At 73.8% G+C, this 16,959-nt stretch carries 12 protein-coding genes; 6 read left to right on the top strand and 6 right to left on the bottom strand.

What is annotated here, in order from left to right; translation table 11 throughout:
• Positions 1-19 precede the first annotated feature (19 nt).
• Genes HTZ77_RS28755 through HTZ77_RS28745 form a run of 3 tightly spaced genes read right to left on the bottom strand, consistent with a single transcriptional unit; the run spans position 20 to position 4,139 of the window.
• A complete protein-coding gene (locus tag HTZ77_RS28755) occupies positions 20-943 on the bottom strand; it encodes a hypothetical protein (RefSeq protein WP_175592824.1) in 924 nt (307 codons plus the stop codon).
• Positions 940-2,208, bottom strand: a complete 1,269-nt coding sequence (locus tag HTZ77_RS28750; RefSeq protein WP_175592823.1) for a hypothetical protein — start codon at positions 2,206-2,208, stop codon at positions 940-942. Before HTZ77_RS28750 ends, HTZ77_RS28755 begins: the two co-directional genes overlap by 4 nt.
• Positions 2,205-4,139 (bottom strand): Wzz/FepE/Etk N-terminal domain-containing protein, encoded by a 1,935-nt coding sequence (locus tag HTZ77_RS28745; protein WP_175592822.1) that lies wholly within the window; start codon positions 4,137-4,139, stop codon positions 2,205-2,207. The genes HTZ77_RS28750 and HTZ77_RS28745 overlap by 4 nt, the downstream gene beginning before the upstream one ends.
• 550 nt (positions 4,140-4,689) lie before the next feature.
• On the opposite strand from HTZ77_RS28745, the gene HTZ77_RS28740 reads away from it, so the two are divergent.
• The gene (locus HTZ77_RS28740) at positions 4,690-5,646 is read left to right on the top strand and encodes a glycoside hydrolase family 26 protein (protein ID WP_235995275.1); all 957 of its coding nucleotides are present in this window, start codon (positions 4,690-4,692) and stop codon (positions 5,644-5,646) included.
• On the opposite strand, the gene HTZ77_RS28735 is transcribed toward HTZ77_RS28740, so the two are convergent.
• The 3 genes from HTZ77_RS28735 to HTZ77_RS28725 are packed head-to-tail and all read right to left on the bottom strand — an operon-like array spanning position 5,591 to position 8,460.
• A complete protein-coding gene (locus HTZ77_RS28735) occupies positions 5,591-6,472 on the bottom strand; it encodes a sulfite exporter TauE/SafE family protein (RefSeq protein WP_235995274.1) in 882 nt (293 codons plus the stop codon). The two genes, HTZ77_RS28740 and HTZ77_RS28735, sit on opposite strands and share 56 nt — an antisense overlap.
• Positions 6,469-7,704, bottom strand: a complete 1,236-nt coding sequence (gene cysC, locus HTZ77_RS28730) for an adenylyl-sulfate kinase (protein WP_205303720.1) — start codon at positions 7,702-7,704, stop codon at positions 6,469-6,471. Before cysC ends, HTZ77_RS28735 begins: the two co-directional genes overlap by 4 nt.
• A gap of 54 nt (positions 7,705-7,758) precedes the next feature.
• Positions 7,759-8,460 (bottom strand): class I SAM-dependent methyltransferase, encoded by a 702-nt coding sequence (locus HTZ77_RS28725; RefSeq protein WP_328808822.1) that lies wholly within the window; start codon positions 8,458-8,460, stop codon positions 7,759-7,761.
• A gap of 75 nt (positions 8,461-8,535) precedes the next feature.
• Here HTZ77_RS28725 and HTZ77_RS28720 point away from each other — a divergent pair, with 75 nt between their 5' ends.
• From HTZ77_RS28720 to HTZ77_RS47690, 5 genes are all read left to right on the top strand, one after another.
• Positions 8,536-8,970 carry a signal peptidase I gene (locus HTZ77_RS28720; protein ID WP_175592818.1) on the top strand — a complete coding sequence of 145 codons (435 nt, stop codon included), beginning with the start codon at positions 8,536-8,538 and terminating at the stop codon, positions 8,968-8,970.
• A gap of 65 nt (positions 8,971-9,035) precedes the next feature.
• Entirely contained in the window at positions 9,036-12,524 is a 3,489-nt protein-coding gene (mfd, locus tag HTZ77_RS28715; RefSeq protein ID WP_175592817.1) for a transcription-repair coupling factor, read from the top strand.
• 29 nt (positions 12,525-12,553) lie between these two features.
• Entirely contained in the window at positions 12,554-13,192 is a 639-nt protein-coding gene (locus tag HTZ77_RS28710; RefSeq protein ID WP_175592816.1) for a SurA N-terminal domain-containing protein, read from the top strand.
• Positions 13,193-13,195: 3 nt separating this feature from the next.
• Entirely contained in the window at positions 13,196-14,140 is a 945-nt protein-coding gene (locus HTZ77_RS28705) for a MazG family protein (RefSeq protein WP_175592815.1), read from the top strand.
• A 182-nt stretch (positions 14,141-14,322) separates the two neighbouring features.
• The gene (locus tag HTZ77_RS47690) at positions 14,323-16,944 is read left to right on the top strand and encodes a WD40 repeat domain-containing serine/threonine protein kinase (protein ID WP_175592814.1); all 2,622 of its coding nucleotides are present in this window, start codon (positions 14,323-14,325) and stop codon (positions 16,942-16,944) included.
• The last annotated feature ends 15 nt before the right edge of the window (positions 16,945-16,959 follow it).

The following is a 16,959-nucleotide window of genomic DNA, read 5'->3' as shown; positions in this document are numbered from 1 at the left end:
ACCGCGTGCTTCCCGGCATTCACGGCAGCAGCTCCTGGTGGTCGACGAGGGGGCTGAGCCACACGTCCGGCGGGCCCAGCGGACTGTGGCCGTCGGCGGCGTGCCGGTCGGCCAGCTTGATGAGGTACAGCAGCGCCGTCCGCCGCGCCTGCGCGCCTGACACGCCGAGCGGCGCCAGCAGCCGTACGGCCTGGGCCAGGCACGCCCGCGCGGCCGTCGCCGGGTCCATCCGGCGCAGCGCCCGCTGGAAGAAGTGGTGCACCGCGTCGAACCCGTAGGGCACGCCCACTTCGTACCGCTCCCAGTCCCAGACCAGGAGCCGCCCGTCGGAGGACGGCGCGATGTTCCACGGGGCGAGGTCACCGTGCCAGGCGGCCCTGCCGGGCTCTCCGGTGCCGGCGATCTCACGCACGGCGGCCGTCAGCAGCTCGGCGGGCACCCTGGACCGGCCGGGACGCGGCGTCCGGCTCCGGCGCACGGGCAGGGGCGAGACGGCGAGGAGCTCCAGGCTGCGCCAGCGGCCGTGGTGCAGCACGGCCGGCGCGATCACGGTCTTGAGCGTCAGGGCGGCGAGCTTCCGCAGCGCCGCGGCCTCGTTGGCGACCAGCGCGGCGGTCCGCTCGGTGTCGCCGACCTTCACGTACGCGAGCAGCTCCCGGCCGGAGCGGACCTCCAGGACCGGCTTGCGGTTGGCCCGCCGGGCGGGCCGAACGTGCAGGACGGTCTCGACGGGGACGCCGAACAGCTCGCCCAGATGGGCCGAGATGGACCCCTCGATCGGCACCACGAACCGGCGGCCGACATGCCACCAGCGGCGCGGCGCCAGCCGGCGCGGCAGCAGCGGATGCGGCAGCAGGCTGTGGGCCCGGGGCGAGCCCGGGCCGGGATAGAGCAGTCGGACCGTGTCGTCGAGGTAGCCCAGGCGGATCTTGGCGTCGTTCACGAGCTGTTCCTCCACAGCAGGGCGAAGGAGATGAGATAGAGGATGAGGGGGGTGACCAGGCCGTCGTAGACGAGCATGTAGAGCAGCACGAGGGCCATCACCAGCACGCCGGCCAGCCCGACGGGGCTGCGGTCGGACCAGTGGCGGCGGATCGCGCCGACGAAGAACGCGACGTACAGGGCCGCCCCGGTGAACCCCTGCGTGATGACGAGCAGCCAGAGCTGGCCGTCGCTGCCCAGCGGCGGATGGCCGCAGCCGGAGCACCAGGCGGTCTTGCCGGTGGTGATCGTGCGGTGGTTGCCCAGGGCGTTGCGGGTGTTGCCGTAGCCGATCACGGGGGAGTGGGCGGCGGCCCTGATCGTCGCCGTCACCGTGAAGGCCCGGATGTCGTTGGAGTGGGGGTTGTCCAGCCGCTGTCCGACCAGCGCCGCCAGCGGGCTCAGCGCGAACACCAGCGCCCCGGCCACCGCCGCCCCGCACAGCGCCAGGCGGGCCCGGCCGCCCACCCGCAGGACCACGTACAGGGCGCTCAGGCCGAGCCCGATCCACAGGCCGCGGTTGAGCGAGTACACGACGGGGACCGCCGCCAGCGCCGCCAGCGCCACGGCCGCCGCCCTGCGCGCCCGCCCGCCGTGCACCCACCAGCCGACCACGAACCAGACCAGCAGCACCGACACGTTGCTGCCCCAGGCGTTGGCCCACTCGAACGGCGCCTCCGGGCGCGGGGAGGCGTAGCCGAGGACCTTCTGGGTCTGGGCGGCGGTGGGGTGGACGAGGTTCTGGACGAACGGGTTGCCGCCGATCCAGTCGGGCAGCAGCAGCTCCACGGGCGAGGTGAAGGAGAAGCCGGGGGCGAGCACGCCGAGCAGCCCGCCCGCCACGGTCGCCACGAACAGCACGCCGAGCATCCGCACCAGCGTGAGCTGCGGCAACTCCTGATCGGTCAGGTTGCCCAGGTACAGCACGAGGATCAGCAGGGAGACGTAGAGGGCCAGCCGCATCGCGTAGCCGACGATCCGGCCCGCGCCCAGCTCGCCGTAGGTGCCGGGGGGCGACTCCGACAGCATGAGCGCGCTCAGGCCGTAGCCGGCGAGCAGCAGCAGCCACAGCCCGAACCCGCGTGGCACCCGGACCGGCCTGCGCCGCCACAGGATGACCGCCATCGGCACGGCCAGCACGACCACCGCCAGCCCGCCGAACCCGAGCGCCCACCACACGGGGTAGCCGAGGAGCAGCGCGCCGACGGGCCACGCGGGTCCTCTCACGAGGGGGTGCCGGGAGGGCGGGGCCATCGAGCTCCGGCCCGCGTGGGACCGGGTGTCCCTGGTCCCGTCGAGCCGGGGTGGCCGAAGCCGGTCGGGATGGGGGCGGTCGTTCCGGAACCTCGGGAGCCGGTGAGGCCGGAGGCAGCGGTCGTGGGGTTCCGGAGGAGCGTCGCGTTGGGATCGGTCGGGGGGCCGCCGTCGGTGAGCGCCGCGGGGTCGCGCCTGGAACCGGCCACCAGCTTTCCGAGCCCGGTCTGCGAGGACGGCGGCGCGGGAGACGGGGACGCGGGCTCGCCGTACGTCGTCACCACGCCGATGACGGGCACCCGGTGCCTGCCCAGGTGGCGTGCGGCGGCCAGCACCTCCGTGGACGTCGCCCGGCCCAGCTCCACCATCAGCAGCGCGGCGTCGGCGCGGGCCAGGTCGGCCGTGTCGGACCCGTCCAGGACCGACAGCAGCGTGCCCGCCGACAGGGAGGACGTCACCGTGGTCGTGGCGAGGCCGGCGGGCACGGCGCGGACCAGCAGCCGCTTGCCCGGGCACGCCGCGACCGCCGCACTGGCCAGCTCGTGCAACGCGTCGGCGAACGCCGCACCGGCCTGCCCGCCTCCCATCCGATCGCCGCGCGCGCGCTTCGCTCCGGCGCGCCAGGCGGTCGTGCGCCGCCCGCCCTGCCGGTCGCCTCCACGGGCCGCGCCCGCCCGCCGCCCGCCCTCTCCGCTCTCGCCCCTCGCGCGGTGGTGCTCGTGTGTGAGTGATCTGTGCTCGCCGCTCGCGATACGAGCCGGTCCGGTGAAGGGTCCGACCTCGGCGTTCGTGACAGGGGACGTGCCCGCATGTCGCGCGCCCTCCGCGCCCGCGCCATGAGGCGTCCTCCTGTGCCATCCCCCGTCCGCGAGCGGAGATTCCGAGCCCTCCGCCCCTGCGACCGAGAGGCCCGCGACCGGAGAGCCCGTTCCCTCTCCGCCCGTGATCGCGAACCCCGCGCCCCCTACCCGGCCGACACTCGGGTCGCCCGAGCCCGAGCCCGACCTCAGGACCTGACCGCGGTCGTCGTGGTCGCCGAGGGGCAGGGTGGCGAGGACCGGGAGGCCCGTCAGGCGCTCGACGTCGGCAGGGGTGCGCAGCCGCGTGTCGAGGCGGTCGCGGAGCATGGCGGCCCCCGCGCCCAGCAGGAGCCCCAGCATGAGGCCCGTACCCAGGAACAGCGGCAGGCTGGGCGACGCCGGGTCCGTGGGCGGCACGGCGTCGCTGATCACCGAGCCGGGCGTCACGGTCGTCGTCTTCAGCGCGTCGTACTTCAGCGTCAGGCTGTAGGCCTGCCGGTTGAGCACGCTCTGCCGATGGGTCGCCAGGATGTGCTCGGCGGTGCCCTTGCGGAGCGTCTGCAACTCCCTGGTGACGGTGGCGAGCGTGGTGTTGACCTGCTTGAGCTTGGCGAGCATGGCCTTCTGCTGGAGCGCCAGCGCGGCCTGCGCGGTGGCCGAGCGGTTGGCGAGGTACGCCTCGGCGTAGGCGCGCGACCGGGCCGCCGCCGAGTCCGGGGTGGCGGCGGTGACGGACAGCGACAGCACGGCGGAGTTGGGCGGCACGGCCACCTCGACCGGCTCCAGCGCGGTGGTCTTCAGCAGCCGGGCGGCCCGGGCGGCGACGACGGCGGAGGCGGCGACCTGCGCCTCGGTGTCGAGGTTGAGCGGCTCGCGCTGCCGGTTGGTCACCTGGTTGCCCTGCTCCTGCACGCCCACGGCGGCGACCAGCACCTGTGTGGTGGCGGTGTAGGCGGGCGGCGTCAGCCGCATGAGCCCCAGCCCGGCCGCGCCGCCGGCCAGCACGAACCCGGCGAAGATCAGCCGGCGTCGGCTCAGCAGAGACAGGTGGTCACCCAGGTCGGCGCCGGACCGGCGGGCCGGGAGATCCGGCGGCAGGCTCATGAGGCTCCCTGGGGGTGTGTGCGTTCCGTCGCCATGCGGCGACGGTGCGTCACGGACGGAAGGTGTGTCCACTATAGGCGGGACGGATATCACCCAAGCCGAATACGCGAGATTTTCTGCGCTAAGGGAAGTGGTTTGCCCACCCATAAACCGAAATTTCGGCACGAAATGGCGGGCTTGCACCTGGGGTCACCAGCGGGAACACCTTCACCAGCTGACGTTCACGAGAATCACATGGCATGGTTCAGTTCTTGACGTGTCGGGGGTCTTCCGGTGAGAGGGGCGGGCGGTCGTGCTGCCATCTGACAATTCACGCCATCCACATGAAATGCGGCATGGAATGCGAAGAACGAAGCTGAACGCGGGAACGGGTCACACCCGCACAGCCGCGACCGTGGCGCTCCTGGTCGTGGCGACCCTCGCCGCCGCGACAGGTTGCGGTGGCGTCGGCGGGACGGTGGGCCCGCAGGCGGGCGCGGGCACGCACGCCGCCGGGAAAGACGAAGCCGCCGGGAGAGACGAGGCCGCCGGGGTGAAAGGGGGCCCGTCCATGCCTGCGGGCACGGCGGCGCCCGCCTGTGCGGTGACCGACAAGCTCATCCCGTCCTGCGGCGCCTGGTGGGGCGTGGCGCCCGAGATCTTCACCGGCGCCCCCGTCGACAAGGCGTTGCATCGCGCGGAGACCCGCATGGGCGCCCGGGCCGACGTGGTCCACGTCTACCACCGGGGCAAGGAGCTGTTCCCGACCCGCCGGGAGATCGCCGTGGCCCGCGACCCGGCCCATCCCCGGCTGCTGCTGGTCAACTGGAAGCCGTCGGTGGACCGTACGTGGGCCGAGATCGCCGACGGCGCCGTCGACGGCCGGATCGACCGCCTGGCGGCGCACATCCGGCGCGTGTTCCCCGACCGGTTCTTCCTGACGATCCACCACGAGCCCGAGGACGACGTGCGCCCGGGCCCCGGCTCGGGCATGGAGGCGGCCGACTACGCGGCGATGTACCGGCACGTGGTGCTGCGGCTGCGCGAGAAGGGGGTGCGCAACGCGGTCACGGTCATGACGTACATGGGGGCGCCGAACTGGGCGTCGAAGCCGTGGTTCGAGGAGCTGTACCCGGGGGACGACGTGGTCGACTGGGTCGCCATGGACCCGTACGCCGACGACCGGGTGCGCGACTTCGACGGCCTGGTCAACAAGACCCGCCCCGACTACCCCCGCTGGCCGGGCTTCTACCGGTGGACGCAGCTCCGCTTCCCCGGCAAGCCCGTCATGGTGGCCGAGTGGGGGGCGTTCCTGCGGGGCGAGGACCGGGCGTTCCAGCGGGCCTTCTTCGAGTCCGTGCACACCCAGGTGCGACGCTACCCGCAGATCAAGGCGCTGGTGTACTTCGACTCGCCGCGGGCGCCGCGCGGTGACACCCGCTTCGACGCCGAGCCCGAGGCCGGCCGGGCCTTCAGCGCGCTCGCACGAGATCCGCACTTTCGCTCGACGTCCGTGCCGCTGCCCTGACCTGCCACATCCGGCCGGCCGCGATGACGGCGACGGCCCCGGCCAGCGCCCAGAGGGTGGGCGTGTTGCCGACGTTCAGCAGCTTGAGCGCGGAGGCGAGCAGCACGACCGCGAGCATGGCCCTGATGAGGCCGCCGGGCGCCCGGGACGAGATCCGGGCGCCGAGGTAGACGCCGGGGATCGAGCCGATGAGCAGCGACACCGTGAGGTGGAGCTGGAAGTCGCCGAAGAGCAGGTGGCCGAGGGCGGCCGAGGTGACCAGGGGCACGGCCTGCACGAGGTCGGTGCCGACGAGCTGGTTGGCCTTGAGCATGGGGTAGAGCGCGATGAGCGCCACGATGATGAGCGAGCCGGACCCGACCGACGACACGCCGACGATCAGGCCACCTACCGTACCGACCAGTAGGGTCGGGATGGGGCGTACGACGATCTCGTTCGCCTCCGCCGCGCCGCCCCGCCCGCCCAGCAGGGTCTTCGCGGCCAGCCCCGCCACGGCCAGCAGCAGCGCGACGCCGAGCGCGTACTTCACGCCGTCGCCCACCGCGAACGCCCGCGCCACGAACACCCCGCAGAACGCCGCCGGTACCGACCCCGCGCACAGCCAGCCGACCAGCCGCAGGTTGACCGTGCCGCGCCGCAGGTGGACGAAGCTGCCGACCGGCTTCATCGCCGCCGAGGCCACCAGGTCGCTGGAGACCGCCGCGAGCGGCGGCACGTTGAAGAACAGCATCATCATCGGGGTCATGAGGGCGCCGCCGCCCATGCCGGTCAGGCCGACGACGACGGCGACGAGAAACGAACCGGCGATCAGGGGAAGGTCGATCAACGGACCCATCCTCCGCTCCGCAGCGCCCCCAGCACCTGGGAGACGGCCGCCTCGATCGAGATGTGCGTGGTGTCGAGGACCAGGTCGGCGTCGTCGGGCTCCTCGTAGGGGTCGGAGACGCCGGTGAACTCGGGGATGAGCCCCGCGCGGGCCTTGGCGTACAGGCCCTTGCGGTCACGCCGCTCGCACTCCTCCAGCGGGGTGGCGACGTGGACCAGGAGGAAGTCGGCGCCCACCGACTCGACCATCTCCCGCACCTCCGCGCGGGTGGCCGCGTAGGGCGCGATGGGCGCGCAGATGGCCAGGCCGCCGTGCCGGGCGGCCTCGGCGGCGACGAAGCCGATGCGGCGGATGTTGAGGTCGCGGTCGGCCTTGGAGAACGTCAGGCCCTTCGACAGCAGGGCGCGCACCACGTCGCCGTCGAGATAGGTGACGGTGCGGCTGCCCAGCTCCAGCAGCCCGTCGCGCAGGCCGCGCGCGATCGTGGACTTGCCGGAGCCGGACAGGCCGGTGAAGAACACCACGAGCCCGCGCCGGTGCGGCGGCCCCGGGATGCTGACCGGCTCGGGACCGGCCAGGTGCTCGGCCGCGCCGTAGGCCGTGGCGACGTGCTCGCGCAGCTCCAGGTCCAGCTCGGCCTCCTCGCGCGGCGCGAGCGGCACGGACACGACCAGGGTGTCCTCGGGAAGCCGGTCCTTGGCCTTCAGCGCGGCGCGGACCACGGCGGGGCCGGGCTCGCCGTACGACAGGGGCATGAGCACGACGACCGCGTCGAGCTCCTTGGCGGTGGCGGTCACCTCGGTGAGAGCGAGGTCGTCGAGCGGCCCGCGCATCGTGACGGCGAGGGCGGGGCGGTCGCCGAGCAGGTCGCGGACCTCCGCGGGCGTGCGCCGCAGCCGGGCGAACGGCCCGTGCTCGGCCGCGCCGAGACCGCGGACCGGACCGGCGGCCAGGCCGTCGTGGCCGCGCTCGGTCACGGTGAGCACGGCGAGCGGGACGCCCTCCGGGTCGAGCAGCGTGACCTCGCCGCCCGGGGCGGCCTCCTCGGGCAGGTGGAGCGTGACGGGCACCGGCCAGGGCGTGCCGTCGGCCAGGGTGCCGCGCTCGTGGACCGCGTGCAGGTCGTCGTGGCCGAGGAAGCCCGTCAGCGGCTCGAACGCCCCGGACAGCAGCAGCTCAAGGTCGGCCAGCTCCCGCGCCTCGGGGGTCCACTCCACGTCTCGCCATCCCAACTATTCCGATTGAATTGGTAGGAAAGGAGTCTAGCGGGTGTCGCGCGGGTGTCGCTAGATGAGACGGGCGAAGTGGTTGTGCGGCTTCCTGATGACCATGGTGATCTCGTCGTGCGTCGCGGGGCAACGGCCGCGGGTCAGCCGGTCGGCCAGCGTCACGGCGGTGCGCCCGAGCGGGGTCGGCGCCGGCGCGCTCGCCGCGGTCTCGTCATCGGTGATCATGAGCCCGCGGCTCAGGCAGAAGGCGTGGATGCCGTCGCGCGAGGTGAGCGGCTCGTACACGGCCGGCAGGTCGACTCCTGTCAGATGGCGGCGCAGCCACCGCGGGGCCAGCCGCTCGCACAGCCCGTACGCCGAGCACCGGTCGCGCATGCGCAGCAGGACCAGCCCGCCCGGCCGCAGCGCCTGGAGCAGCCGGTCGAGCACCAGCTCGGCGTGGTGGATGCGCTCCAGCAGGAACGACACCTGGACGACGTCGAACGACCTCGGCCGGATCGGCGCCGAGCGCAGGTCGCCCAGCAGGCACCTGGACAGGTCGGCCCGTGCCGCCGTCGCGGCCCTGACCGCCGGCAGGTCCTCGTCGACGCCGGTCAGGAGCGTCTCGATCCGGCCGAGGGTCCGCGGCTCGTCGTGCAGGCAGCCGGCGACCAGCACGTCGAGGCGGCGGCCGAGCTGCTCGGCCCACTGCTCGCGCAGGCGCTGGACGAAGAGGTCGCGCGGCGCGGCGACCGGACGCAAGTCAGACGTGCTACTCACAGTCATCACTATATGACCCTCCGTGCACAGAGGTGGCGGCGCGCCCGGCGCGGTGGTGGGCTAGCCTGCCCCCACATGGGTGAATCCGTGTACGTGGGGAACGCCGGAGCCGACGGCGCGGCCGACGCCGGCTGGCTGCTCGGGCACTTCAAGCCGTACGGCGACCCCCGCCACAGCGAGGACGTCGAGATCAAGTGGGGCGTCCACCCGGCCGGTCATGAGCGGGCCGCCTGGGTGACCGGCGAGCGCCGCACGGCGCTGCTCGTCCTGATCAGCGGCCGGTTCCGGGTCGAGCTGCCCGGCCGCAGCGTCCTGCTGGAGCGGCGCGGCGACTACGTGGTGTGGGGGCCGGGGGTGGACCACTCGTGGCTGGCCGAGGAGGAGTCGGAGGTCCTGACCGTGCGCTGGCCGTCCGTGCCCGGCTACGCGGTCACCGAGGCCGACGCGCCCCTTCCGCGCCCGATACGCGGTCACCGGGGGACGGCGCCGCCAAGTACCCTTGATGGCTGAGACCCCCGCGACCAGACCCGGCCGGGGGTAGTCGTGTTGCCGTCGTGGGGCTGTGGGCGTATCTGATGAGTCTTACCGGGCTGCTGAACCTTGTTGCCGCCGACCCTGAGCTGGCCGCCGCCCTCGACGAGGGCGGCGACGTCGCGCTGGTCGCGCCTGCCGCGCTGCGCCCGTTCGCCGTGGCCGCGCTGTCCGGCCACGACCAGCGCACCGTGCTCGCGATCACCGCGACCGGCCGCGAGGCCGAGGACCTCGCCGCCGCGCTGACCAGCCTCATCGACCCCTCGGCCGTCGCCGTCTTCCCCGGCTGGGAGACGCTGCCGCACGAGCGGCTCTCGCCGCGCAGCGACACCGTGGGCCAGCGGCTCGCGGTGCTCAGGCGCCTGGCGCACCCGATCAAGGACGACCCGGCGGCCGGGCCGCTCAGCGTGGTCGTCGCCCCCGTCCGCGCCCTGCTCCAGCCGATCATGAAGGGGCTCGGCGACCTGGAGCCCATCCGGCTGCGGGCGGGCGACGACGCCGATCTCGAGGACGTCGTGGCGCGGCTGGTCGACAACGGCTACCACCGCGTCGACATGGTGGAGCGGCGCGGCGAGGTCGCCGTGCGCGGCGGCCTGCTCGACGTCTTCCCGCCGACCGAGGAGCACCCGCTGCGGCTGGAGTTCTGGGGCGACACGGTCGAGGAGGTCCGCTGGTTCAAGGTGGCCGACCAGCGCTCGCTGGAGGCGGCCGAGGGCGGCCTGTTCGCGCCGCCCTGCCGCGAGCTGCTGCTGACCGGCGAGGTGCGGGCGCGGGCCAGGGAGCTGGCCGGGCAGTACCCCGCGCTGGCCGAGGTGCTCGACCAGCTCGCCGAGGGCATCCCGGTCGAGGGCATGGAGGCGTTCGCGCCGGTCCTGGCCGGCGAGATGGACCTGTTGATCGACCACCTGCCCGCGCGTTCCGCGGTGTTCGTCTGCGACCCCGAGCGCATCAGGGGACGCGCCGAGGAGCTCGTGCACACCTCGCAGGAGTTCCTGGAGGCGTCCTGGATCAACGCGGCGGCCGGCGGCGAGGCGCCGATCGACCTCGGCGCGGCGGCGTTCCGCACGCTGGAGGAGATCCGTCTGGGCGCCGACGTGCTCGGGCAGCCGTGGTGGTCGCTGGCGCCGTTCGGCGAGGGCGTCGAGCTCGACGCGCACGACTCCGAGGCGTACCGGGGCGACACCGCGCGGGCGCTGGCCGACGTGAAGGGCTGGCTCGCCGAGGACAAGGCGGTCGTGCTCATCAGCGAGGGCCACGGCCCGGCCGAGCGCCTGGTCGAGATGCTCAAGGGCGTGGACGTCCCGGCCAGGCTGGAGACCCACCTCGACCAGCCGCCGGAGCCCAAGGTCGTGCACGTCACCACGGGGCTGATCGAGCACGGCTTCGTCACGCCCGGCCTGGCCGTGCTCACCCACCTCGACCTGGTGGGCCAGAAGGCGTCCACCAAGGACATGCGGCGCCTGCCGTCCCGGCGGCGCAACATGGTCGACCCGCTCCAGCTCAAGGTCGGCGACCACGTCGTCCACGAGCAGCACGGCGTCGGCCGCTACGTCGAGATGGTCCAGCGCACCGTCCAGGGCGCCACCCGCGAGTACCTCGTCATCGAGTACGCCAAGGGCGACCGCCTGTACGTGCCCACCGACCAGCTCGACGAGGTCACCCGCTACGTCGGCGGCGAGGCGCCCACCCTCAACCGGATGGGCGGCGCCGACTGGGCCAAGGCCAAGACCCGGGCCAAGAAGGCCGTCAAGGAGATCGCCGGCGAGCTGATCCGCCTCTACTCCGCGCGCATGGCCTCGCCCGGCCACGCCTTCGGCGCCGACACGCCCTGGCAGCGCGAGATGGAGGACGCCTTCCCCTACGCCGAGACGGGCGACCAGCTCGAAGCCATCGACGAGGTCAAGCGCGACATGGAGCGCGGCGTCCCGATGGACCGGCTGATCTGCGGCGACGTCGGCTACGGCAAGACCGAGATCGCCGTGCGCGCCGCCTTCAAGGCGGTGCAGGACGGCAAGCAGGTGGCGGTGCTCGTGCCGACCACGCTGCTGGTGCAGCAGCACCTGTCGACGTTCACCGAGCGCTTCTCCGGCTTCCCCATGAGCATCAAGCCGGTCTCCCGCTTCCAGACCGACGGCGAGGTCAAGGGCACGCTCGAAGGGCTCCGCTCGGGGGCCGTGGACGTCGTCATCGGCACCCACCGGCTGTTCAGCCCGGAGGTGCGCTTCAAGGACCTCGGCCTCATCATCATCGACGAGGAGCAGCGCTTCGGCGTCGAGCACAAGGAGGCCATGAAGCACCTGCGCACCCAGGTCGACGTGCTGGCGATGTCCGCCACGCCGATCCCGCGCACGCTGGAGATGGGCCTGACCGGCATCCGCGAGATGTCGACCATCCTCACGCCGCCGGAGGAGCGGCACCCGATCCTCACCTTCGTCGGGCCGTACGACGAGAAGCAGATCACGGCGGCGATCCGGCGCGAGCTGATGCGCGACGGCCAGATCTTCTTCGTGCACAACCGCGTGTCCTCGATCAACAAGGTGGCCGCGCGGCTGCGCGAGCTGGTGCCCGAGGCGCGCGTCGCCGTGGCCCACGGGCAGATGAACGAGCACCAGCTCGAGAAGATCATGGTGGGCTTCTGGGAGCGGGAGTACGACCTGCTCGTCTCCACCACGATCGTGGAGTCCGGGCTCGACGTGCCCAACGCCAACACCCTGATCGTCGACCGGGCCGACAACTACGGCCTGTCGCAGCTCCACCAGATCCGCGGCCGCGTCGGCCGGGGCCGGGAGCGCGGTTACGCGTACTTCCTGTACCCGCCGGAGAAGCCGCTCACCGAGACCGCCCACGAGCGCCTGGCGACCATCGCCCAGCACACCGAGATGGGCGCCGGCATGTACGTCGCGATGAAGGACCTGGAGATCCGCGGCGCGGGCAACGTGCTGGGCGCCGAGCAGTCCGGGTTCATCGCGGGCGTCGGCTTCGACCTGTACGTCCGCCTGATGGCCGAGGCGGTCGAGGAGCAGAAGGCGAAGCTGTCCGGCGTCGAGGCCCGCGAGGAGGTCCACGACGTCAAGGTCGAGCTGCCGATCAACGCGCACATCCCGCACGACTACGTCACCTCCGAGCGGCTGAGGCTGGAGGCGTACAAGCGGATCGCCGCGATCGCCACGGAGATCCACATCCATGAGGTGCGCGAGGAGCTCACCGACCGCTACGGCCGGCCGCCCGTCGAGGTGGACAACCTGCTGGAGGTCGCCCGCTTCCGGCTCAAGGCCCGCCAGGCCGGGCTCACCGACGTCACGCTGCAGGGGCAGAACATCAAGTTCGGCCCGGTCAGCCTGCGCGAGTCGCAGCAGGTGCGGCTCGACCGGCTCTACAAGAAGGCCGTCTACAAGCACGCGGCCGAGACGCTGCTCGTGCCCATGCCCAAGACGAAGCCGCTGGGCGGGCAGCCGCTGCGTGACCTGGAGCTGCTCAAGTGGTGTGGTGATCTCGTCGAGGCGCTGTTCCTGGAGCCCATGCGGGTAAGCTAGCGCCGGGTTTTTGTCGGAAAGGGACGTAAGTGAAGTCGATTCGAATGGCTGTGGCCGCCGCCGCGGCAGGGGCGAGCCTCGTCGCGCTGACCGCCTGCTCCGCGCCCCTGGAGGCCGGCGCCGCGGCCGTCGTCGGGCACGAGCGCATCTCGGCGGGCGACCTCAAGCGCAACGTCAAGGAGTACGACGCCGCGCTGGCCAAGACCGGGCTCAGCGCCCAGTCGCTCGGCATCCCCGGCTCCACCACCGAGGTGGTGCTCTACCAGCTCGCCAACATCGAGCAGGCCGAGCAGCTCGTCGAGAAGGCCAAGGTCAACGTCACCGATGCCGAGGTGGACCAGGCGATCGCCGGCGCCACCCAGCAGGGCGGCAGCTTCGAGCAGTACATGGTCTCCCAGGGCATGGCGCCCAGCAACGGCCGCCGCTTCATGCGCGTCTCGGTGGGCCTGCAGAAGCTGCTCGCCCAGTACGGCGGCGGCACCGACCAGGCGGCGCAGCAGCGCGGCAGCGAGCGGGTGCAGAAGGAGGCCGCGGCCATCAAGATCACTTACAGTCCGCGGTACGGGGTGCTCAACACGCAGCGCTCGCAGCAGAGCCCCGGCCTGTTCGCCGACGCCGGCCGCTTCGGCAAGGCCGCGACGCAGGACGCCGCGCAGCAGCAGGGCTAACCCGTGCCGCTGATCGTCGTCACCAGCTCGCCCCGGGTCGCCCCGGGGCTGCTCAGCCACCAGGCGTGGCAGGCGCTGCGCTCCGGCCGCGTGCTCGCGGCCTCCGCGTCCCACCCCCAGCTCCCGTACCTCGCCGAGGCCGGGATCGAGGTGACGGTCGCCGAGCCCGACGCCGCCCGGCTGGCCCGGGAGGCCGTCGCGGACACCGTGGTGTGGCTGGCCGAGGACGACGAGGACTTCATGCGGGCGGTCGGGCACGCCGCGATCGCCCTGGACGAGCCGCCGGTGATCGAGGTCGTGCCCGGCTCGTACGACCTGCCGGGCGCCCGGGTGCTCGACCTCGTCGCGGTGATGGACCGGCTGCGGACCGAGTGCCCCTGGGACCGCAAGCAGACCCACGAGTCGCTGGTGCCGTACCTCCTGGAGGAGGCGTACGAGGTGCTGGAGACCATCGAGCAGGGCGACCACGCGGCGCTGCGCGAGGAGCTGGGCGACCTGCTGCTCCAGGTGGTGTTCCACGCGCGGGTGGCCGAGGGCTTCGACGTGGACGACGTGGCCGCCGGCATCGTCGACAAGCTGGTGCGGCGGCATCCGCACGTCTTCGGCACGGTGCGCGCCGACAGCGCCGACGAGGTCAACGACAACTGGGAGGCCATCAAGGCCGCCGAGCGGGCCGCCCGGAACGAGGAGCCGTCCGTGCTGGACGGGGTGCCGCTGGGCCAGCCGGCGCTGTCGCTCGCGGCCCAGCTCCTGCGGCGCGCCGGGCGCGGGGGCGCCCCGGACGCGCTGGCCGCGGGGATCGGCCAGGGTCTCGGGCACGAGCTGTTCGACCTGGTACGGCGGGCGCAGGAGGCCGGGGTGGACCCCGAGGCGGAGCTGCGCGCGGCGGCCCGCGCCTATCGCGACCGGGTGCTCGCCTGGGAGGCCCGGCCCTCCTCCCCGTCCTGACCCGGCCCCCCTCCCGGTCCTGACGCGGCCCCCCTCCTGGTCCTGACGCGGCCCCGCTCCCGGTCCTGACGCGGCCCTCCCTCCCGTCCTGACGCGGTCCGCCGCTCGCGCGGATCGTCCGATCCGGTGGCGCCGGGTGGCGGTGAAATGTCAGGATCGCGGGGTTACGGGGGTGATCAAGGGTGCCTCAGCCACGCAGGTTGCACGCCGGGGAGCCACGCGAGATCGGCGGCTACCGCCTCCTGGGCGGCCTCGGCGACGGCGGCCAGGGGACGGTGTACCTGGGGGAGGACGCCGACGGCCGGCAGGTCGCGGTCAAGGTGCTGCACGCGCGGCTCATGGGCCACGACCGGGCCACGCGGCGCTTCCTCCAGGAATGCGTCATCGCGGGCAGGGTCGCCGCGTTCTGCACCGCCAGGGTGATCGACTCGGGGGTGCTCGACGGCCGGCCGTACATCGTGAGCGAGTACGTGCCCGGGCCGTCGCTGCGCGAGCTGGTGGCGGACGAGGGGCCGCGGGCGGGCGGGGCGCTGGACCGGCTGGCCGTCGGCACCGTGGCCGCCCTGAGCGCCATCCACCGGGCGGGGATCGTGCACCGTGACTTCAAGCCGGCCAACGTCCTGTGCGGGCCCGACGGGCCCCGCGTGATCGACTTCGGCATCGCCAAGGCCATGGAGGCGGCCACCTCCGCGAGCACGGTGGTCGGCACGCCCGGCTACATGTCGCCCGAGCAGATCGCGGGCGAGCCGGCCACGCCCGCCTCGGACATGTTCGGCTGGGCCGCCACGATGGCGTACGCCGCCACGGGCCGGTCGCTGTTCGCGGGAGAGTCCATCCCGGCGGTGATGCACCGGGTCCTCACCGGGGAGCCCGACCTGTCGGGGATCGACGAGCCGCTGCGCTCGCTGCTGGCGGCCTGCCTGGACAAGCGGCCCGAGACCCGGCCCTCGGCCGCCGACGTGCTGTCGGTGCTGATGGAGGGCGGCCTCGCGGGGTCCGGGCCGGCGGACTACGGGCCTGCGGACTGTGGGCCGGCGGACGTCCCGCTGGAGGACGACCCTCTCGCGGACGTCCTGCTGGAGGACGGTCCTCTGGCGGGCGACCTGCTGGAGGACGACCTGCGGGAGGACGGCGGGCTCGTGGGGGCCGGGCGCGGGCGGGCTGAGCCCTCCCGGAAGGGCCCGCCCGCGAGGGCCGCGCGGCGGGCCCGGATGACGGGCCGTGACGAGGCGCCCGGGATGGCGGACGGGTGGTCCGCCGAGGCGCCCGGCAGCGGGGACGGGCGCTCCTCCAAGATGCCCAGAGGGACGGACGGGCGCTCGGACGTACCCAGAGGGGCGGACGGGCGCTCGGACGTTGCCCGGGGGGCGGACGGGCGCTCGCCCAGGGGAGCGGACGGGCGCTCGGACGTCGCGCGGGGAGCGGACGGGCGCTTCGAGGGGCGCGTGAGGCGGGACCATCCGGACCCGAGAGGCCGCCGGAGGGGGGAACGGGGCGGGCTCTCGATGACCGGGCGGGGGCAGGTGCTGGCCGGGGGCGGTCTGGCCGTGCTCGTGCTCGGCGGCGTGGCACTGGGCCTGAACTGGGGTGGCGCGCACTCTTCAGGGCGTCCGCCCGCCGCCGGGAGCGGCCGGACGGGCGGAACGGGCGTCGCCGAGGCGTACGGCCCGGAGGGAGGCGTGCCCCTGGGCGGCCGGGCGGCCGCCGCGCTCGCGGTCGGGCGGATCGGCGACAGGACCGTCGTGGCCGTCGCCCCGGAGAGGGGCTCCGTCGAGCTGTGGGACGTCGCCACGGGCAGGAAGCTGACCGCCACCGCGCCGGAGGAGGGCGGAGGCATCACCTCGCTGGCGTTCGCCGAGGTCGGCGGGGCGCCCGCGGTGGTGTGGGCGAGCGCGGACGGCCGCGTCTCCCGCTGGACCCCGTCACTCGCCGCCGCGGCCGGCTCACTCGCCGAGCCCGCCGCGTTCACAGACACGGGCGGCACGTCCGTCCAGCCCGGCGCATCCACAGGCACGCGCGGCGCATACGCCCAGCCCGCCGCGTTCGCCGCCGTCGCGCGGTCGGGAGCGGTGCGGGCGTTCGAGGTGTGCGCGAGCGAGCGCCCCTCCGCCGTGATGGCCGTGGTGAGCCGCGAGGAGGGCCCGGCGGCGGTGGTCGGCTGCGCCGACGGCAGGGTGCAGGCGTGGGACCTGCTCAGCGGGCGCAAGTCCGGCCGGTTCTTCGCCGGCGCCGTCGGGGTGACCGGGGTGGCCTGGCCCGGGAGCGGGTCGCGGGTCGCGTTCGGCACCGGGGCGACGGAGTTCACGATCGTCGATCTGTGGAACCGTCCGGAGGCGGTCAGCGTCCGGGTGGGCGGTCCGGTCTCCCGCATCGTGAGCCACGGCACGCTCGTCGCGGCGAGCGTCAAGGGGGTCGGGGGCGCCACGGTGTACGACACGCGGACGGGGCGGCAGGTGTGCCGGGTCACCGGGAACGAGGCGCCGGGCACGACCGCGCTGGCACTCACCGAGGCCGACGGCCGCCCCTTCCTCGCCGGGGCGTCGGACGACGGTGGGCTGCGCGTCTGGGACGCGCGCACGTGCGACCAGGTCGCCACGCTCCTGCCTCCGGGAGACGCGGGAGACGCGGCGGGAGACGCGGGAGACGCGGGAGACGCGGCAGGAGACGCGGCAGACACGGGAGGCGGCGGAGACGCGGAGGGCGCCGTCACGGCCCTGGCGGCGGGAACGGTCGACGGGCGTCCGGGCCTGGTCGCGGCCGTCGGGGGCGCCATGCGCGCGTGGACCCTGCGGGGTGGGCGGTAGGGGTACCGATAGGCT

The sequence above is a fragment of the Nonomuraea montanisoli genome, from assembly GCF_013363975.1.
Lineage (GTDB): Bacteria > Actinomycetota > Actinomycetes > Streptosporangiales > Streptosporangiaceae > Nonomuraea > Nonomuraea montanisoli.
Note: the sequence above shows the minus strand (reverse complement) of the source record. Positions and strands in the feature narration are given on the sequence as shown.